A 17,599-nucleotide genomic window follows, 5' to 3' on the forward strand; every position below is an offset into this window, starting at 1 on the left:
CCGTCGCGCCGTCGGCCCACCGCCGACGGGTGAGGCGTCGCCATGCGAGGTCCGGTACGGCCCCACCGGACGACGGCACGTGGCCCAGGGCGTGTCGTCACCCGCGCCGCTCCCGCCGGTGATCGCGGCCGGGCCCGGCGCGGTCGACTTCCCCAAGCGGACATATCGCCACTGATCAGTGCCAATCGCCTCCCGCTGTCATTGCGGTCGTATCACAGTCTTCTACGCGCATAGACCCCGCCCACGCTGTTCGCAGGTGCAGCATTTACGCTCATCGATGTGAACGTATTGGATAGCCACGACCCGTACACGGCCGCCGCCGAGGCCGCCGAAAGCCTTCAGCGGCTCACCGGTGCCGCCACGCACGACATCGCGCTCGTCATGGGCTCTGGCTGGGTGCCCGCCGCCGACATGCTGGGCGAACCGGAGCACGAGTTCCCGGTCACCGAGCTGCCCGGCTTCCCGCCGCCCGCCGTCGAGGGCCACGCGGGCACGGTCCGCTCGCTGGTCATCGGCGACCGCCGCGCGCTGGTCTTCCTCGGCCGCACCCACCTCTACGAGGGGCACGGCGTCGCGGCCGTCGCACACGGCGTGCGCACCGCGGTCGCGGCCGGCTGCAAGGCCGTCGTGCTGACCAACGGTTGCGGCGGCCTGCGGCCGTCCTTCGTACCCGGCCAGCCGGTGCTCATCAGCGACCACATCAACCTCACCGCCGCGTCGCCCATCGTCGGGGCCAACTTCGTCGACCTGACCGACCTTTATTCGCCGCGGCTACGCGCGTTGTGCCGCGAGGTCGAGCCCGACCTCGAAGAGGGCGTGTACGTGCAGTTCCCCGGCCCGCACTACGAGACCCCGGCCGAGATCGGCATGGTCCGCGCGATCGGCGGGCACCTCGTCGGCATGTCCACGACCATCGAGGCGATCGCCGCACGCGAGGCCGGCGCCGAGATCCTGGGCATCTCGCTCGTCACCAACCTCGCCGCGGGGATGACCGGCGAACCGCTCAACCACGAGGAGGTCCTGGCCGCCGGACGCGCGTCCGCCGAGCGCATGGGCCGACTGCTGACCCAGGTCCTGCCGCGCATCTGAGCGCGCGCAAGCCCCGTCCCGCCCTCTTTGATCCCTTCCGCACCGAGGAGTCCGTGTTGAGCGACATCATCGAGATCGCGCGCGCCTGGCTGGCCGAGGACCCGGACCCGGACACCCGGGCCGAACTCGAGGCGTTGCTCGAAACGGACGACCGGGAGGGCCTCGCGGATCGCTTCGCCGGGCTGCTCCAGTTCGGTACCGCGGGGTTGCGCGGCGAGTTGGGGGCGGGACCGAACCGGATGAACCGCGCGGTGGTGATCCGCGCGGCGGCGGGGCTGGCCGCCTACCTCAAGACCGTGTACCTCACCGACACGGCCGCCCCCGCCGCGACGCGCAATGCGGTGGTGATCGGGTTCGACGCGCGGCACAAGTCCGACGTGTTCGCCCGGGACACCGCCGCCGTCATGGAGGCGGCCGGGCTGCACGCGCTGCTGCTGCCCCGGCCGCTGCCCACGCCCGTGCTCGCCTTCGCGATCCGGCATCTGGGCTGCGTCGCGGGGGTGATGGTCACCGCGAGCCACAACCCGCCGCGCGACAACGGCTACAAGGTCTACCTCGGCGACGGGTCGCAGATCGTGCCGCCCGCCGACGCGGAGATCGCCGGGAACATCGCCGCGGTCCGCTCGCCGGCCGACGTGCCGATGGCCGAGGACGGCTGGGAGACGCTCGGCGAGGCGCTGATCGACTCCTACCTCGACCGCGCCCTGACCGTCGTCGACCCGGCCGGGCCGCGCGACGTGCGCATCGTGCACACCGCGATGCACGGCGTGGGCACCACCGTGATGCTCGGCGCGTTCGATCGCGCGGGCTTCGCGGACGTGCGACCGGTGCCCGAACAGGCGGACCCGGACCCGGACTTTCCGACCGTGGCGTTCCCCAACCCGGAGGAACCCGGGGCGATGGACCTCGCGTTTCGCACCGCGCTCGCCGAGGACGCGGACATCGTCATCGCCAACGACCCGGACGCCGACCGGTGTGCGGTCGCGGTGCCGGATCCGACCGTCGCGGGCGGGTGGCGGATGTTGCGCGGCGACGAGGTCGGCGCGCTGCTCGGCGCCGAGGTCGCCCGCCGGGGCACCGACGGCGTACTGGCCACCACGATCGTGTCCTCCTCGCTGCTGGGCGCGATCGCGCGGGCGAACGGGATCGCGTACACGGAGACCCTGACCGGCTTCAAGTGGCTCGCGCGGGTGCCGGACCTGGCCTTCGCGTACGAGGAGGCGCTGGGCTACTGCGTGGACCCGGCCGGGGTGTGCGACAAGGACGGCGTCACCGCGGCGCTGATGCTGGCCGAACTCGCGGCCGGCGCCAAGCGGGACGGCCGGACGCTGCCCGGTCTGCTGGACGACATCGCCGGCCGGTACGGGCTGTACGCGACCGACCAGTATTCGGTGCGGGTGGACCGCCTCGAATCGATCGCGGAGGCCATGCGGGGACTGCGCGAGCAGGCCCCGAAGACGCTCGGCGACCTGGCCGTGGCAACCGCCGAGGACCTGCTGCACCCGGCGGCCGACGGCCTGCCGCCCACCGACGGCCTGCGCTACACGCTGGCCGGCGACGGCGCCGGCCTGCTCGCGGGTCGGGTCGTGGTGCGGCCGTCCGGGACCGAACCCAAGCTCAAGGCCTACCTGGAGGTCGTGGTCGACCCGAACCGGGTCGCCGAAGTCGGCATCGACGCCGCCCGCGCGGCGGCACACGCGGCGCTGGAGCGGCTGAAGCGGGACCTGGCCACGACGCTGGGCATGTAGGGACGGCGGCCGACGCGAACCGGTCGGCGGGCGGGGCGGGGCGGCCGATCGGCCGACCCGCCCCGCCGACGTATCGCCCGGTCCCGAGCCGTTCGGGGGACGGGCCCGGGGTCGGGTGGTACCGCGGTACGGGGTGGACGTGGCCCTTCGGACGGATGTGCCCGAGCGGGTTGCCGGCGGATCGTGGAAGCGTCCAGTCGACCCCGGCTCCGAGAGAACGCCATGACCACCCTGACCCACTCCTCCGTCCGGAACACTCCCCTGCGCGCTCGTCTGCGGCACGTCTGGCAGTGGGCGAAGGCGGGACGCTCGATCCCGGCCCTCGCGACCTTCGTCGGCGGCGTGTCGGTGCTGCCGGTGCTCGCGTTCGGCGTGGCCTACCCGCTGCTCTCCGGCAGCGCCGACTCGCTCTTCCACTCCTCCGCGCAGGACATCGCGGCATGGGGCGGACCCGACATCGGCGGGCCGTGGGCCGGCCATGTCACGGTCGCCGCACTGGCCGCGGCCGGCACCCTGATCGTGCTCCACAGCGCGGCGCGGGTATTGCGGCGGCGCGCGCGCTGAACCCGGGCACGGGCTCCGGATCGCCTCGGCGCTACAGCAGGCCCAGGAGCAGCGAGGCCGCGCCCGAGACCACGAGGCCGCCGAGGATTTCCGGGGACCAGCGGACCTGGACCGGGCCGGTGGACTTCTTGGCGAACTGCTCGCTCATCCCGCGCAGGTCGTCCACGACCTGGTCGGCGCGGGAGAGTTGGGGCAGGTCGTGGGCACCGTGGCCGTACGGGTCCTCCGCGGCCGCGCGGCCCTGTTGGCGCAGCGCGCGCTTGCGTTCGCGCAGCGAGACCGGAATGGCCCAGATGTGGAACGTCTTCTCGTCCGCGCGCACCTCGATCGAGTACTCGGCCCGGACCCGCTCGACCGCGCCCCACGGCACCACGATGGTGCGGAACGGGTTGCGGATCACCAGCCGTTCCGGCCCCACCAGCACGGCCGAGCGCAGGGTGAGGGCAACCACCAGGATCGCGAAGAAGATCACGACGGCGACGGCGAGCCATTTGGTTCGGCCCTCGCCGCGGATCAGCGTGTCGATCACCATCCACATCCCGACGGCGATCAACAGCACCCCGACGGCCATCGCCGGCCGGGAGCGATACGTGGTGATGTCCTCATCGCTGCTCATGTCCGGTGATTGTGCCGCACGGCACCGGTCGGGTTTGGCTCGACCGGACCGCTGGGCCCGACGCTACGCGAGTAGATATGCTCGTCTTGTGAGCATGCCGTCTGCAATTCTCGCCGACCCGGCCGAGGTCACCTCGTCCGAAGCGGCCCTTCGACGCTTTCTGCACGGTCTTCCCGGCGTCGACAGGGTCGGAACCGAAGCGCGGGCAGCAATGCTCGCGACGCGCTCGATCAAGAACGATGCCAAGGTCGCCGCGATCGACCTCGCCATCACGATGATCGACCTGACCACCTTGGAAGGTGCCGATACCCCGGGCAAGGTCCGGGCGCTGTGCGCGAAGGCACTGCACCCGGACCCGGGCGCCCCGAACGCGCCCCGGCCCGCCGCGATCTGTGTCTACGGCGACCTGGTCGCCGAGGCCAAGGCAGCGCTCGGCGACTCCGGCGTGCACGTCGCCGCCGTCGCGACCGCGTTCCCCTCCGGGCGTGCCTCGCTCGACGTCAAGCTGGCCGACGTGGCCTACGCGGTCGCCGCCGGCGCGGACGAGATCGACATGGTCATCGACCGTGGTGCGTTCCTGGCCGGGCACTACCGGGCCGTCTTCGACGAGATCGTCGCGGTCAAGGCCGCCTGCGCGCGCAGCGCGGCCGCCGGCGGCGGCAGCGCCCACCTCAAGGTGATCCTGGAGACCGGTGAACTGTCGACGTACGACAACGTGCGCCGCGCCTCGTGGCTCGCGATGCTCGCGGGTGCCGACTTCATCAAGACGTCCACGGGCAAGGTCGCGGTCAACGCGACACTGCCGGTGACCCTGGTGATGCTCCAGGCGGTCCGCGACTTCCGCGAGGCCACGGGTCGCCAGGTCGGCGTCAAGCCGGCGGGCGGGATCCGCACCACCAAGGACGCGATGAAGTACCTCGTGCTGGTCAACGAGACGGTCGGCGCGGACTGGCTGGACCCGGACTGGTTCCGGCTCGGCGCCTCCAGCCTGCTCAACGACCTCCTGATGCAGCGCCAGAAGCTGGCCACGGGCCGCTACTCCGGCCCCGACTACGTGACGGTGGACTGACACCCATGGGCAACCCATTCGAGTACGCGCCCGCGCCCGAGTCGCGCGCGATCGTCGACATCGCCCCGGCGTACGGGCTGTTCATCGACGGAAAGTTCACCGACGCGGCGGACGGCGGCCGGCTCAAGACCGTCGACCCGGCCACCGAAGAGGTGCTGGCCGAGATCGCGGTCGGCGGCGAGGCGGACGTGGACCGCGCGGTCAAGGCCGCGCGCAGGGCGTTCAAGTCGTGGTCGGCGCTGCCCGGCGCGGAGCGGGCCAAGTACCTGTTCCGGATCGCCCGGCTGATCCAGGAGCACGGGCGCGAGCTCGCGGTGCTGGAGTCGATCGACAACGGCAAGCCGATCCGCGAGTCGCGCGACGTGGACATCCCGCTGGTGGCGGCGCACTTCTTCCACTACGCGGGCTGGGCCGACAAGCTCGCGCACGCCGGCTTCGGAAGGGATCCCAAGCCGATCGGCGTGGCCGGTCAGGTCATTCCGTGGAACTTCCCGCTGCTGATGCTGGCCTGGAAGGTGGCGCCGGCCCTCGCGGGCGGCAACACCGTGGTGCTCAAGCCGGCCGAGACCACCCCGCTGACCGCGCTGCGGTTCGCCGAGATCTGTGTCGAGGCCGGACTGCCGGACGGTGTGCTGAACATCGTCACCGGCGCCGGCGAGACCGGACGGGCGTTGATCGCCCACCCGGACGTGGACAAGGTCGCGTTCACCGGCTCGACCGCGGTGGGCAAGGAGATCGCCCGCACGATCGCGGGCACCCGCAAGCGGGTCACCCTCGAACTCGGCGGCAAGGCCGCGAACATCGTCTACGACGACGCGGCGATCGACTCCGCCGTGGACGGCATCGTCGAGGGCATCTTCTTCAACGGCGGCCAGGTCTGCTGCGCCGGTTCGCGCCTGCTCGTGCAGGAGTCGGTGGCCGAGGAGCTGCTGGCGAGCCTGACCCGGCGGATCAAGACGCTGCGCGTGGGCGACCCGCTGGACAAGAACACCGACGTCGGCGCGATCAACTCGGCCGCACAGCTCTCCCGGATCCGGGAACTGGTCGCGGCGGGCGAGGCCGAGGGCGCCGAGCGCTGGTCCCTGGCCGGCGAGTTGCCCGGCAAGGGCTTCTGGTTCCCGCCGACGGTGTTCACCGGCGTCACCCAGGCACACCGGATCGCCCGGGACGAGATCTTCGGCCCGGTGCTGACCGTACAGACCTTCCGCACCCCCGCCGAGGCGGTGGAGAAGGCGAACAACTCCGCGTACGGCCTGTCCGCCGGAGTGTGGACGGAGAAGGGCGCCAAGGCCCTGTGGACCGCGCAGCGGCTGCGGGCCGGCGTCGTGTGGACCAACACGTTCAACAAGTTCGACCCGGCCTCGCCGTTCGGCGGGTTCAAGGAGTCGGGCTTCGGCCGCGAGGGTGGCCGCCACGGGCTGGAGGCCTACCTCGATGTCTGAGCGCCTTGAGGTGTTGAAGACCTACAAGCTGTACGTCGGGGGCAAGTTCCCCCGGTCCGAGAGCGGGCGGGTGTACGCGGTGACCGACAGCAAGGGCCGGACCCTGGCGAACGCGCCGCGCGGGAGTCGCAAGGACGCCCGGGACGCGGTCGTCGCGGCGCGCAAGGCGTTCCCGGGCTGGTCGGGCGCCACCGCCTACAACCGGGGCCAGATCCTGTACCGGATCGCCGAGATGCTGGAGGGTCGGCGCGAGCAGTTCGCGACCGAGGTCGCCGAGGCCGAGGGGATCAGCCGGACCAAGGCGCTCGCGTCGGTGGACGCGGCCGTGGACCGCTGGGTCTGGTACGCCGGCTGGACCGACAAGCTCGCCCAGGTCGCGGGCGGTGCCAACCCGGTCGCGGGCCCGTTCGCGAACTGGTCCACGCCCGAGCCCACCGGTGTGGTCGCGGTGATCGCCTCGCAACGCTCGTCGCTGCTGGGCCTGACGAGTGCGGTCGCGCCGGTGATCGCCACCGGCAACACCGCCGTCGTGCTCGCGGCCGGCGCCTCGGCGCTGCCCGCGTTGTCCTTCGCCGAGGTGCTCGCCGTGTCCGACCTGCCGGGCGGCGTGATCAACATCCTGACCGGTCACCCGGCCGAGATCGCCCCGACGCTCGCGTCCCACCAGGACGTCAACGCGATCGACCTGACCGGCGTGGCGCCGGACGCGGGCGTCGCGTCGGCGCGCGACCTGGAGATCGCCGCGGCGGACAACCTCAAGCGCGTGCTGCGCCCCGAGGCCAAGGAGCCGGACTGGTCCGCGGACCCGGGGACGGGTCGGATGCTGGCGTTCACCGAGATCCGGACGGTCTGGCACCCGACCGGACACTGACCGCCGGACCGCTCGTCCGGTTCGCCACGACGCATCGCCGGCCCGTCACCCACGTGGGTGACGGGCCGGTGCTACGTCGACGCGCGGATCGCGGCCGGCGTCCCGACGCATGACTCCACCGTGCGATTTCGAACCGCGACCGCGGGACGGCTCAGGCCGCGAGCACGTGGTCGGCGCGGGTGTCCGTCGCCGGGCCGGTCGAATCGGCCGGCCGCCGGGTGGAGAGCTTCCAGGTGGCCAGGACGCGGGCGATCACGACGACGGCGAAGAGCGCGAACAGAGCGGACATGCGATCGGATCCTCGGAGTTTCGAAAGTGCAGTCGCCTGGGCGAACTGCCTTGCGAGACTCGACGCTAGCCGCGCGCAGCGGCCGTTTCGGGCCTCTTGACGCGGCTTCGACGCAGGCGAGGGCGTTCCTGACGGGATCTTGACGAATGGTCAGCGCAGCGACAGTTCGGCGATGACCGCGGCGTGATCGGTGTGCGGCACACGGTGTTCGGACACCGAGACCACGTCGATCCCGCCGGCCACCAGGACGTGGTCGATCCCGAACAGCGCGGGCAGGCCGTGGAAGTACGCCATCGGCCAGGTGCGCACCAGGACCCGGCCGCGCTCCTGGTGCGCGTCCCGCAGCCCGGCGCCGGTGAGCGCACGAAACGAGGCGTTGTCCGAGGTCGCGTTGAAGTCGCCGAGGAAGATCACCGGCAGCGTGCGCCGCTCCGCCTCGCGGCGCAGCGCGTCCATGTCGTGCGCCCACTGCCCGGCCTGCCCGCGCATCGGCGGGATGGTGTGCACGCCCTGGATGCGAATCCGGCGCCCGTCCACCTCCACGGTGGCGCCGGGCATCGGCATCGTGGTCCGTTCGGGCAACAACCGCTCCTCGGCCGGCGGCCGGCGTGCGTAGATCGCCAGCCCGGCGGCGCCGGGTTCGCCGTGACCGGCCGTGTACGGGAGTTCCCGGGTGAGGCCGGCCTGCTCCAGGCCGGTCGCCAGTTCCGGCGTCAACTCCTGCACGGCCAGCACGTCCACCCGCTCGCGCCGCACCAACTCGGTGATCCGGATGGGATCCGCCTTGCCGAAGTAGGCGTTGGAGGTCATCACCCGCAACCGCGCCCCGCCGGGCACCGGACCGTCGGCGGCGCTCAGCCGCGGCAACATCCACAGGGTGTGTACAACCACCAGGCCCAGCGCGACGAGCAGGGTCAGCCGCATCCGCAACAGCGCCGCGCCGAGCAGCACGAGCACCGAGGCGGCCGCCGCGTAGGGCGCGAAGACGGTCACGATGGCCACCGGCCACATCGCGTCGAACACGAGCAGCCGGGCACCGGTCACCAGCACCGCGCCCGCGAAGACCAGGCCGACCACGCTGCGGCCGACCGTGCGCACCCGGCGCCGCAACCGCCACAGTCGAGGCGGGGGCGGAATCTCCTCCACCGGCTCCGCCTCGACCTCGGCGGTCACGGCCGGGTCCCCCCGTAGGTCTGGGCCGGCGGCGGCGCGGTCGGCCGAGGCGGCACGGCGGCACCGGGCGCCGAGCCGGGCGTCGGGTCGGCCGCAGGACCCGGCGCCGGCGCGGAAGCGGTGCCGTGTGCGTACGGCGCCGCGACCTGCGTCCCGGTGTGCTCGGGCACGGGGTGGGCCCCGGACGGCGCGGCCGGCCGGCCCGCGCCCGTGGCGTCACGCCCGTACGTGGGCCATTCCTGGTGCGGCAGCGACTTGCCGCGGGTGACCGTCGGCGGGCTCGGCGCGCCCAGGACGACGATCAGGAAGTACGCGCACAGCGCGAACAGGACCAGCACGCCGACGTTGACCGCGCTTTGTTCGACCCGGGCTCCGGCGGGGATGTCGGCGAACCCGCCGCCGTCGTAGGCGAGACCGCCCAGCGCCACGGCGACCCCCGCGATGCCCTGCACGGCGAGCACCCCCAGCGCGGCCCGGGTGATCACCCGGGCCCTGGGTGTGGGCCGTCCCGCATGGGTCACCAACAACACCGCGCCGGCGAGCAGCACCGGCGTGAGCACGTCGAGCAGCGCGGACTGACCGCCGTAGGCCCGTGCCCGGAAGCCGTGCACCCCCGACCCCACACCGAACAGGACGCGCAACGCGTCGACCGCCAATTGCAACGCCAGAAAGCCGACCAGCGCCCATGCCGCCGGTTCCCGCAAACGATCCGTTTCCTGCCGCATCCGACTGCCTCCCCGTGGCCACGTTCGCGGCTCAGGGTAGACGGGCACGGCCTCGGCGGCGGGAGCAGCGTCCGGGCCGGCTCCTCCGGGGACCGGGGCCCGGGTGCGGTGGGCGGGCGGCTCAGAGGCGATCGAGGGCGTCCTGCACGGTCATTCCGTCGGCGAGGTCGCCGGTGACCAGGTCGGTGCCGACCGGCGCGTCGCCGACCTCGGTACCGACGCTGTTGGACAGCGGGTTCACACCGCCGCCGTTCATCGGGTTGAGCTGCGCGCGCTGCGCGACGCCGAGCACGGCCTCGGTCGCGGCGGCGGCACCCTTGCCGGCGGCGGGTACATCGGTCCGGGAGATCCCGTCGGGTGCGATCGGCGCGGCCGTGGCACTGCCGGCGATGCCGAACGCGGCGGCGGCGCCGAGGGACGTGGCGGCGAGCGCGGTGCGAAGAACGGAGGACATAACGGTGGCCCTTCCCTGTCGACCAGAGGATTGACCACGCAACGTAGCCACTCGGCTACGTCGAGCGCAATTCGGCGCCCCGTGCGCCGATGTCCCGAATCCGCTCCGAATTCGACGGAACCGTCACAGCCCCATCCGCCGTCCCTGCCGATGAGAGACACCCGGCCCGGGACACATCACCACCGATCGTGACAACTGCACAGCGGAAGCCGGCACGAGAAGGCGGACGGACGAGCACGCACGACCCGCGCGGGTCAGGCGACGAGTTCGGCGAACGCCTCGTCGGCACCGAAGCTCAGCGCGTCGTCCTCGCGCAGCCGGCGCAGCGCGCGCCAGATGCTCGACTTGACCGTGCCGACGCTGCAACCGAGCACCTCGGCCACCTCGGGGTCGGTACGACCCTCGTAGTAGCGCAGCACCAGCATGGTGCGCTGCGGCTCGGGCAGCTTGGCCAGCGCACGCCACAGCACCGCGCGCAGCTCGGTGTCGCCCATCGAGTCCGAACCGTCCGGACGCTCGGGCAGCTCCTCCGAGGGGTACTCGTTGATCCGGCGCCGACGCCAGGCCGATATGTGCAGGTTGGTCATCGTGCGGCGCAGGTAACCGCCCAACGCGGCCTTGTCCTGGATCCGACCCCACGCCTGGTACGTGCTCATCAGCGCGCTCTGCAACAGGTCTTCGGCCTCGTTGCGGTCGCCGGTGAGGTGGTACGCGGTGGCGAACAGGGCCGACCGGCGCTCCCGGACGTACGCGGTGAATTCGTCGTCGACACTGTCCGCGCACGGAGCGCTACGCGCGTTTCCGTTCAATGGAGCGAGGGCGACGACGGTACGGCGGTTGTCCTTGCGGATGCCCTGCGACTGCGTCTGGGACTGCATGACTTCTCCCCCGGTTCGGCGCTCGTTCACGATGTACAGCCTGCTGGGCGGGCTTCATCGTCACGTCGGCGAGCTGTCACAGGTATGCAACAGCGACCTCGGTCGGCGAACCGGAAGGGGCCTCCCCGTGTTCTTCCCAGCCGTGACGTCAGACACAATGGCCTGCGTGCCCTACCTGCTGCTTATCGAGGATGACGAGTCCGTGCGAACCGGACTCGAACTCGCCCTGGGGCGCCAGGGCCATCGCGTGGTCACCGCTGCCACCGGTGAGGCCGGCCTGGAACGGTGGCGCGAGCAGCGCCCCGACCTGATCGTGCTCGACGTGATGTTGCCGGGCATCGACGGCTTCGAGGTGTGCCGGCGGATCCGCCGCACCGACTCGCTGCCGATCATCCTGCTCACCGCGCGCAACGACGACATCGACGTGGTGGTCGGGCTGGAGTCCGGCGCCGACGACTACGTGGTCAAGCCGGTCCAGCCGCGCGTGCTGGACGCCCGGATCCGCGCGGTGTTGCGCCGCGGTGAGCGCGAGGTGTCCGACGCGTCGGTGTTCGGCGACCTGGTGGTCGACCGCAATGCGATGACGGTGACCAAGGCCGGCGAGGAACTCCAGCTCACCCCGACCGAGTTGCGGCTCCTGGTCGAGCTGAGCCGGCGCCCCGGTCAGGCGCTGTCCCGGCAGCAGTTGTTGCGTCTGGTGTGGGAGCACGACTACCTCGGCGACTCGCGTCTGGTGGACGCGTGCGTCCAGCGGCTGCGCGCCAAGGTGGAGCAGACTCCGTCCGCCCCGACGCTGATCCGCACCGTCCGGGGCGTCGGTTACCGCCTCGACCCGCCCCAGTGACGGGCCGGCCGCCGCTGGTACGCCGCATCGTCCGCCGGGTCGCCCCGACGCTGAAGCTGCGCTCGTTGCGATTTCGGGTGCTCGTCGCCTTCGCGCTGGTCGCCTTGATCTCCGCGGTGGCCGCGTCCGGGATCGCCTACTGGCTGACGCGTACCGCCGTCCTGGAGCGCGCGCAGGACTCGGTGCTCACCGAGTTCCGGGACAACCTCGGTCGGGTCTCCGCGAACCTGCCGGAGAAGCCGGACCAGGCCGACCTGGGGCCCGCCGTCGATCAGATGCGGGAAAGCAGCTTCGGCTACTCCGTGGTCCTGGTCGGCGCGGACGGCCGCCCGGTCGCCTCCAACCCGACCCGGTTCCCGCTGGAACGAGTGCCCGCCAAGTTGCAACGCGTGGTGCAGACCGCGGACAACAACGGCGGCTTCCACATGTACTTCCAGCGGATCGACATCGACGGGCAGCCCTACCTCGTCGGCGGCACCCGGGTGGTGCCCAACGGGCCCACGGGCTACATGTTCAAGTCGCTCAAGGACGAGCAGGCCGACCTCAACTCGCTGGCCCGCTACCTGATCGTGGGCACCCTGCTCGCGCTCGGCGCGGCGGCGGTGGTCGCGCTGTTCGCCGCGCGGCACATCCTGCGGCCGGTGCGCCGACTGGGCCACGCCGCGCGCGAGTTGGGCGCGGGCCGCCTGGACACCCGGTTGGACGTGCGCGGCTCGGACGAACTCGCCGACCTGTCCCGCACCTTCAACGACGCGGCGGAGAAGCTGGAGCGCAGCGTCGCCGAGCTGCGCGCGCTGGAGTCCTCCTCGCGCCGGTTCGTCGCGGACGTCTCGCACGAGCTGCGCACCCCGCTGGCGGCGATGACCGCGGTCAGCGAGCTGCTCGAGGAGGAGGCGGACAGCCTCGGCGAGCAGGGCGCGCCCGCCGCGCGGCTGGTGGTCGCCGAGATCGAGCGGCTGGCCACGCTGGTCGAGGACCTGATGGAGGTGTCCCGCTTCGACGCGGGCACCGCGGCGCTGGTGGCCGACGAGGTGGACATCACCGACCTGGTCACCGCGTGCCTGGACGCACGCGCCTGGATGGACGCGGTGGACCTTCGGGCACCCCGGGGCATCCTGGCCAAGGTGGACCCGCGCAGACTGGACGTCATGGTCTCCAATCTGGTCGGCAACGCGCTGCGGCACGGCGGCTCGCCGGTGACCGTCGAGATCCACCACGAGCCGCGCGCCACGTTGCCCGGCATGCTCGCCGGTCCGGGCGAGCAGGACCTGGTGATCGAGGTCTCCGACACCGGTCCCGGCATCCCCGAGGACGTGCTGCCGCACGTGTTCGACCGTTTCTACAAGGCGGACAGCTCGCGGGCCCGCTCCGAGGGCAGCGGATTGGGCCTGTCCATCGTGATGGAGAACGCCCGCATCCACGGCGGTACCGCGTTCGCCTCGAACATGCCCGGCGGCGGCGCCAAGTTCACCCTGCGCCTGCCGTTGGTGCCGCCCGAGCTCGAAGAGATAATCGACCCGGACGAGGGGGTCGAGGACGACGGCGTGCACGCCGACCTCGACGCGGAGAACGCCGAGAACACCGAGAATGCCGAGATCGCCGGACCCGCGAAGCGGGTCGGGTCGGACCTCGGCGACGGCGGCGGGATCCACTCCGGCAGGCACGACGAGCGAGGAGGCGGGCGTTGAGACCTCGGCGGCGGCTCCCGATCGTGGTGTTCGCGACGACGGGCGTGCTCGCCGCGCTCACGTCGTGCGGGATTCGGCCGACCGAGGGACCGGTGGGCGCCGGGAAGCCGGCCAACCGGACGGCGCCTTCCGCGCAGAGCCAGTTGCCCGGCTCGGAGCGGCACATCGTGTATCTGGTGAAGGACAACCGACTGCAGGCGCTGCCCCGGGGCGGCCGGCTGCTGCTGCGGCCGACCGAGGCGGTCCCGGACAAGGCGCGCACCGACCAGGTCAACCAGCTCCTGGAGGAGCTGCACCTGGGCCCCAACGACGCCGAGGCGCTGGACGGGTACACCACCGCGCTGCCCGCCGGCGGCTTGACCGCGGCGGATCGGCGCGAGGGCGATCCGCCCGCCCTGTTCCGGCTGGACGCGCCGCTGTCGGCGCTGGCCACGATCGCCCTCGGCCAGGTGGTCTGCACGCTGCAGAGCGCGTCCGGCGGCGACACGGTACTGCTCGCCGGGCGGCGCACCGCGCCGGAGAGCTACCGGTGCGAGAGCTACCTCGACATCAGCCGCAAGAACGCGGCCACACCGCCGCCCACCGGCTCGCCGTCGGCGTTCGAGAAGGACTGGCCGCAGGCCCGCCCCTCCGGGAAGTCCCTTAGTCCCCGAGGCGGATGACCGGCCGGGCCCTGCGGCGGATGTGTCCGGGTGTGGATCCGCCTACCTTCGAAGTACGACGACGCCGTACCCGGTGTCGTCGCATCGAGGAGGCACCGCCATGACCATGAGCACCGCGATTCTCAGCCGCCCGCGACACGGCCGCCGGATCGCCGGCGTCTGCGCCGGGATCGCCCGCCGCTACGGCTGGTCCGTCACCACCGTGCGTGTGGTGTTCGTGCTGTCCTGCCTGCTGCCGGGCCCGCAGTTCCTGCTGTACATCGCGTTGTGGATCCTGCTGCCCCAGGACTGAGCCGCACGGCCCGACCGCGCCGGCGCCTATCATCCGATCAACGGATGGGTAGGCGGGTCGATCGAGTGGTCTCGCGGGACCGGAGGATTCCGGGCCGGGCGCTCGGTCGGGGGGCGGGGACATGCAACCGGGAAGCACGCACAACAAGAACCTCATCGTCACCATGTCGGTGTTCGCCGGCGTGCTGGTGACCCTGGTCGGGCTGGTGCTGAGCGGCACCCTGGCGGTCGAGGCCGGGCGCACGCAGGCGATGAACTCGAAGCAGTACAGCGACCGCGACGTCGAGGACACCCGAGGGTTCTGGGATCAGAACCGGCAGGACGAGGCCAAGCCCCGGGGCAACGAGATCTCCCCCGGTCAGGAGCAGCCGCAACTGCCCGACCAGGAGCAGCAACGCCCCGACGCGGACTTCCGCCGGCCGCCGACGATCCAGGCGCGCCGGGTGGCCGCGCCGTACACCGAGCCGGACGTGGCGATCCGGGGCAAGATCTTCTTCCGGATGCCGGACGGCGTCGCCGAATGCAGCGGCACCGTCGTGCATCACCCCAGCGGGAACATGGTGTGGACGGCGGGGCACTGCCTGCACGGGGGCCGGGACGGGACCTTCTACGACCGGGTCACCTTCGTGCCCGGGTACAACGGCGCGGGCCGCACACCGACCGAGCGCGAGCCGTACGGGCGCTGGCCGGCCCGGCGGATCAAGGTGAGCCCCCAGTGGGCGCAGAACGCCGATCCGGGCGGCAAGGACGCGAGTGCGTCGCCGTTCGACTACGGCGCCTTCATCGTCGACTCGCGCGCCGGTCGCACGCTGGAGGACGCGGTGGGGCCGGGCGCGGACGTGTACTGGAACGCACCGCGACACCTTCGCGTGCAGTCCTTCGGATATCCGGGTGACGATCCCTACGACGGCACCACGCTCTACACCTGCTCGTCGCCGACCACGGACTTCCGCGAGGACGGCTGGCCGCAGCCGGACATGTTGTGGATGGGCTGCACGATGACCGGCGGCTCCTCCGGCGGGGGCTGGTTCGCCGAGGTCGACGGGCGAAGTTTCCTGGTCAGCAACGTCTCACTCGGGGTGACCTCGCCGGCGTCGCGCACCATGACCGGGCCGTATCTGGGGAACGTGGCGAAGGACATGTACGACTCGCTGTAGTAGTGCCGTGGGCGAGTAGTGCCGTGGGCGGCGACGCCCGGGCAATCACCGTCGGGGCATGACGAAGCCGTGTCCTCGCGCAGGACCGACGCGCGATGGACACGGCTCGCGTCGCGACAGGAGCGACCGGCTCCGCGCCGACGACCCGGCTCGGCGGCAGGGGCGGAACCCGGTGCGGATGCTAGAGGGACAGGCCCTGGAGCGGCGATTCGCCCAGCGGGGAGGACGCGCCCGTCGACAGCTGCTCGGTCGGCAGCGCGCTGACCGGCGAGCCCAGGCCGCCCTTGGCCGGGCCGCTCTGCTCGGCCATGTCGCCCATGCCCTGCTGCATGTCGCGGGCCGTGCCCTCGGCCACGTTCGCGGCCAGGCTGTCGAGGGGCGACTGGCCCGGAGTGAGCACCTTGCCGACGGGAAGTGCGTCGGCGACCTGGCTCACCGCGAACGGCGTGGCGGCGTCCGGCATGGCCGACTGGGCCGTCGAGGTGGACGGCGCCAGATCCTCGACCAGGCCGGTCACCGGCGTCGCACTCGCGGAGCCCGCGGCTCCCACTGCAAGTGCCGCACCGAGTCCGGCCGTGATGGCCGCCTTACGCGTTACCGATCGCATGTGCATCCTCGGGTTCTCGATTCGGGCGGGGCGAAATACACCCCGTAACGAAGTGAGATCGCAACGTAGCGAACCGAACGCGGAATGCGCAAAACGCCCCCTTCGGTCGGGCTCGACCGCCCGTTCGCCTGCGCGCGGCGGGGGCTCGGGGGTGCGCCCGCGATCCGAACGGGTCCGAATCGGGCGGGCGCACCCGCGAAAGGTCAGTTCCGACCGAAAAGCCATTCCGACTTGAGCGCGGCGTAGCCGGGCTTGATCACCTCGTTGATCATCGCGAGCCGTTCGTCGAAGGGCAGGAAGGCGCTCTTCATCGCGTTCACGGTGAACCACTGCAGGTCGTCCAGGCCGTAGCCGAACGCCTGGACGAGGTGCTCGAACTCCCGTGTCATCGACGTCCCGCTCATCAAACGGTTGTCGGTGTTCACGGTCACCCGAAAATAGAGTCGGCGCAGTAGGCCGATCGGGTGATCGGCGTAGGACGTGGCGGCGCCGGTCTGCAGGTTCGAGGTCGGGCACATCTCCAGCGGGATGCGCTTGTCCCGCACGTACGCCGCGAGCCTGCCGAGTTCGACGCTGCCGTCGTCCTTGACCGTGATGTCGTCGATGATCCGCACGCCGTGTCCGAGTCGGTCGGCGCCGCACCACTGGAGCGCCTGCCAGATCGAGGGCAGGCCGAACGCCTCGCCGGCGTGGATGGTGAAGTGGTTGTTCTCCCGCTTGAGGTACTCGAACGCGTCCAGGTGACGCGTGGGCGGGAAGCCCGCCTCGGCGCCCGCGATGTCGAAGCCGACCACGCCCAGGTCGCGGTGCCGATTGGCGAGTTCGGCGATCTCCAGCGAGCGGGCCGCGTGCCGCATCGCGGTGAGCAGCGCGCCGACCTTGATCCGGTTGCCGGCCGCGGCCGCGCGGCGCTCGCCCTCGCGGAAGCCCTCGTCGACCGCCTCGACCACCTGGTCCAGGGTCAGGCCGGCGGCCAGGTGCTGCTCGGGGGCGTAGCGGATCTCGGCGTAGACCACGCCGTCGGCGGCGAGGTCCTCGGCGCATTCGGCGGCGACGCGGAACAGGCCCTCGCGGGTCTGCATCACCGCCACGGTGTGGTCGAAGGTCTCCAGGTAGCGCTCCAGCGAGCCGGAGTCGGCGGCCTCGCGGAACCAGGTGCCGAGCGCTTCGGGGTCGGTGGTGGGCAGGCGGTCGTAGCCGACCGCCTCGGCGAGTTCGATGATCGTGGTGGGACGCAGCCCACCGTCGAGGTGGTCGTGGAGCAGGACTTTGGGGGTACGCCGGATCTGCTCGGCCGTGGGCGAGGCAGCGGGCGTGTTCGGGTGGCTGCTGTACATGAAAGGACTTTACTGCCTACGCGCGTAGATCGTGGTGCTTTTTTGGGTGGCTTCGTGTGTGTTGTTGGGCGGCTTGGTTGGGGGGTGGGAGGGGG

The 17,599-nt window shown here is 71.8% G+C and carries 19 protein-coding genes; 11 read left to right on the top strand and 8 right to left on the bottom strand.

Annotation, left to right across the window (positions count from 1 at the left end; translation table 11 throughout):
* Positions 1 to 279: 279 nt before the first annotated feature.
* The 3 genes from A3IC_RS0124220 to A3IC_RS0124230 all read left to right on the top strand — a co-directional run bounded on the left by A3IC_RS0124220 (position 280) and on the right by A3IC_RS0124230 (position 3,401).
* Positions 280 to 1,089: a purine-nucleoside phosphorylase gene (locus A3IC_RS0124220; RefSeq protein ID WP_020552650.1), complete on the top strand. Its 810-nt coding sequence runs from the start codon at positions 280 to 282 to the stop codon at positions 1,087 to 1,089.
* A gap of 53 nt (positions 1,090 to 1,142) precedes the next feature.
* Entirely contained in the window at positions 1,143 to 2,837 is a 1,695-nt protein-coding gene (locus A3IC_RS0124225; protein WP_020552651.1) for a phospho-sugar mutase, read from the top strand.
* A gap of 222 nt (positions 2,838 to 3,059) precedes the next feature.
* Positions 3,060 to 3,401, top strand: coding sequence for a hypothetical protein (locus A3IC_RS0124230; RefSeq protein ID WP_020552652.1), 342 nt, complete (start codon positions 3,060 to 3,062; stop codon positions 3,399 to 3,401).
* Positions 3,402 to 3,432: 31 nt separating this feature from the next.
* Here A3IC_RS0124230 and A3IC_RS56285 read toward each other — a convergent pair whose 3' ends face one another.
* A complete protein-coding gene (locus A3IC_RS56285; RefSeq protein WP_020552653.1) occupies positions 3,433 to 4,017 on the bottom strand; it encodes a PH domain-containing protein in 585 nt (194 codons plus the stop codon).
* Between the two features lie 94 nt (positions 4,018 to 4,111).
* Between A3IC_RS56285 and deoC the strand changes: the two genes are divergently transcribed.
* From deoC to A3IC_RS0124250, 3 genes are read left to right on the top strand one after another with little or no spacing between them, the layout of a single operon-like run.
* The gene (deoC, locus tag A3IC_RS0124240; protein ID WP_040877105.1) at positions 4,112 to 5,086 is read left to right on the top strand and encodes a deoxyribose-phosphate aldolase; all 975 of its coding nucleotides are present in this window, start codon (positions 4,112 to 4,114) and stop codon (positions 5,084 to 5,086) included.
* A 5-nt stretch (positions 5,087 to 5,091) separates the two neighbouring features.
* The gene (locus A3IC_RS0124245; RefSeq protein WP_020552655.1) at positions 5,092 to 6,528 is read left to right on the top strand and encodes an aldehyde dehydrogenase family protein; all 1,437 of its coding nucleotides are present in this window, start codon (positions 5,092 to 5,094) and stop codon (positions 6,526 to 6,528) included.
* Positions 6,521 to 7,399, top strand: coding sequence for an aldehyde dehydrogenase family protein (locus A3IC_RS0124250; RefSeq protein ID WP_026218672.1), 879 nt, complete (start codon positions 6,521 to 6,523; stop codon positions 7,397 to 7,399). Before A3IC_RS0124245 ends, A3IC_RS0124250 begins: the two co-directional genes overlap by 8 nt.
* 151 nt (positions 7,400 to 7,550) lie before the next feature.
* Here A3IC_RS0124250 and A3IC_RS68910 read toward each other — a convergent pair whose 3' ends face one another.
* From A3IC_RS68910 to A3IC_RS0124275, 5 genes are all read right to left on the bottom strand, one after another.
* Positions 7,551 to 7,688, bottom strand: coding sequence for a hypothetical protein (locus A3IC_RS68910; RefSeq protein ID WP_020552657.1), 138 nt, complete (start codon positions 7,686 to 7,688; stop codon positions 7,551 to 7,553).
* Positions 7,689 to 7,838: 150 nt separating this feature from the next.
* Entirely contained in the window at positions 7,839 to 8,861 is a 1,023-nt protein-coding gene (locus tag A3IC_RS56290; protein ID WP_020552658.1) for an endonuclease/exonuclease/phosphatase family protein, read from the bottom strand.
* Positions 8,858 to 9,586, bottom strand: a complete 729-nt coding sequence (locus A3IC_RS66845; RefSeq protein ID WP_020552659.1) for a hypothetical protein — start codon at positions 9,584 to 9,586, stop codon at positions 8,858 to 8,860. Before A3IC_RS66845 ends, A3IC_RS56290 begins: the two co-directional genes overlap by 4 nt.
* Before the next feature lie 121 nt (positions 9,587 to 9,707).
* Positions 9,708 to 10,040, bottom strand: a complete 333-nt coding sequence (locus A3IC_RS66850) for a hypothetical protein (RefSeq protein WP_020552660.1) — start codon at positions 10,038 to 10,040, stop codon at positions 9,708 to 9,710.
* A 254-nt stretch (positions 10,041 to 10,294) separates the two neighbouring features.
* Positions 10,295 to 10,918 (bottom strand): SigE family RNA polymerase sigma factor, encoded by a 624-nt coding sequence (locus A3IC_RS0124275; protein WP_020552661.1) that lies wholly within the window; start codon positions 10,916 to 10,918, stop codon positions 10,295 to 10,297.
* 166 nt (positions 10,919 to 11,084) lie between these two features.
* Here A3IC_RS0124275 and A3IC_RS0124280 point away from each other — a divergent pair, with 166 nt between their 5' ends.
* The 5 genes from A3IC_RS0124280 (at position 11,085) to A3IC_RS56305 (ending at position 15,560) form a co-directional block, all read left to right on the top strand.
* On the top strand, positions 11,085 to 11,762 hold the full coding sequence (locus tag A3IC_RS0124280) for a response regulator transcription factor (RefSeq protein WP_174861367.1): 678 nt from the start codon (positions 11,085 to 11,087) through the stop codon (positions 11,760 to 11,762).
* Complete coding sequence (locus A3IC_RS0124285; protein WP_020552663.1) at positions 11,759 to 13,450, top strand: sensor histidine kinase; 1,692 nt, start codon at positions 11,759 to 11,761, stop codon at positions 13,448 to 13,450. The genes A3IC_RS0124280 and A3IC_RS0124285 overlap by 4 nt, the downstream gene beginning before the upstream one ends.
* On the top strand, positions 13,447 to 14,112 hold the full coding sequence (locus A3IC_RS62590; RefSeq protein ID WP_158696079.1) for a hypothetical protein: 666 nt from the start codon (positions 13,447 to 13,449) through the stop codon (positions 14,110 to 14,112). Before A3IC_RS0124285 ends, A3IC_RS62590 begins: the two co-directional genes overlap by 4 nt.
* Positions 14,113 to 14,212: 100 nt before the next feature.
* Positions 14,213 to 14,404: a PspC domain-containing protein gene (locus A3IC_RS0124295; RefSeq protein ID WP_020552665.1), complete on the top strand. Its 192-nt coding sequence runs from the start codon at positions 14,213 to 14,215 to the stop codon at positions 14,402 to 14,404.
* Between the two features lie 121 nt (positions 14,405 to 14,525).
* Entirely contained in the window at positions 14,526 to 15,560 is a 1,035-nt protein-coding gene (locus A3IC_RS56305; protein WP_020552666.1) for a trypsin-like serine peptidase, read from the top strand.
* Positions 15,561 to 15,741: 181 nt separating this feature from the next.
* Here A3IC_RS56305 and A3IC_RS0124305 read toward each other — a convergent pair whose 3' ends face one another.
* On the bottom strand, positions 15,742 to 16,167 hold the full coding sequence (locus A3IC_RS0124305) for a hypothetical protein (protein ID WP_158696080.1): 426 nt from the start codon (positions 16,165 to 16,167) through the stop codon (positions 15,742 to 15,744).
* A 203-nt stretch (positions 16,168 to 16,370) separates the two neighbouring features.
* Complete coding sequence (locus A3IC_RS0124310) at positions 16,371 to 17,504, bottom strand: adenosine deaminase (protein ID WP_020552668.1); 1,134 nt, start codon at positions 17,502 to 17,504, stop codon at positions 16,371 to 16,373.
* Positions 17,505 to 17,599 lie beyond the last annotated feature (95 nt).

Source organism: Embleya scabrispora DSM 41855 (assembly GCF_000372745.1).
GTDB lineage: Bacteria > Actinomycetota > Actinomycetes > Streptomycetales > Streptomycetaceae > Embleya > Embleya scabrispora.

Coding starts and splice junctions, on each gene's coding strand:
- A3IC_RS0124310 (WP_020552668.1), bottom strand. CDS start 17,504: ATGTACAGCAGCCACCCGAACACGCCCGCTGCCTCGCCCACGGCCGAG.
- A3IC_RS0124295 (WP_020552665.1), top strand. CDS start 14,213: ATGACCATGAGCACCGCGATTCTCAGCCGCCCGCGACACGGCCGCCGG.
- A3IC_RS56285 (WP_020552653.1), bottom strand. CDS start 4,017: ATGAGCAGCGATGAGGACATCACCACGTATCGCTCCCGGCCGGCGATG.
- A3IC_RS56305 (WP_020552666.1), top strand. CDS start 14,526: ATGCAACCGGGAAGCACGCACAACAAGAACCTCATCGTCACCATGTCG.
- A3IC_RS0124245 (WP_020552655.1), top strand. CDS start 5,092: ATGGGCAACCCATTCGAGTACGCGCCCGCGCCCGAGTCGCGCGCGATC.
- A3IC_RS0124250 (WP_026218672.1), top strand. CDS start 6,521: ATGTCTGAGCGCCTTGAGGTGTTGAAGACCTACAAGCTGTACGTCGGG.
- A3IC_RS0124305 (WP_158696080.1), bottom strand. CDS start 16,167: ATGCGATCGGTAACGCGTAAGGCGGCCATCACGGCCGGACTCGGTGCG.
- A3IC_RS68910 (WP_020552657.1), bottom strand. CDS start 7,688: ATGTCCGCTCTGTTCGCGCTCTTCGCCGTCGTCGTGATCGCCCGCGTC.
- deoC (WP_040877105.1), top strand. CDS start 4,112: ATGCCGTCTGCAATTCTCGCCGACCCGGCCGAGGTCACCTCGTCCGAA.
- A3IC_RS66845 (WP_020552659.1), bottom strand. CDS start 9,586: ATGCGGCAGGAAACGGATCGTTTGCGGGAACCGGCGGCATGGGCGCTG.
- A3IC_RS0124230 (WP_020552652.1), top strand. CDS start 3,060: ATGACCACCCTGACCCACTCCTCCGTCCGGAACACTCCCCTGCGCGCT.
- A3IC_RS66850 (WP_020552660.1), bottom strand. CDS start 10,040: ATGTCCTCCGTTCTTCGCACCGCGCTCGCCGCCACGTCCCTCGGCGCC.
- A3IC_RS0124275 (WP_020552661.1), bottom strand. CDS start 10,918: ATGCAGTCCCAGACGCAGTCGCAGGGCATCCGCAAGGACAACCGCCGT.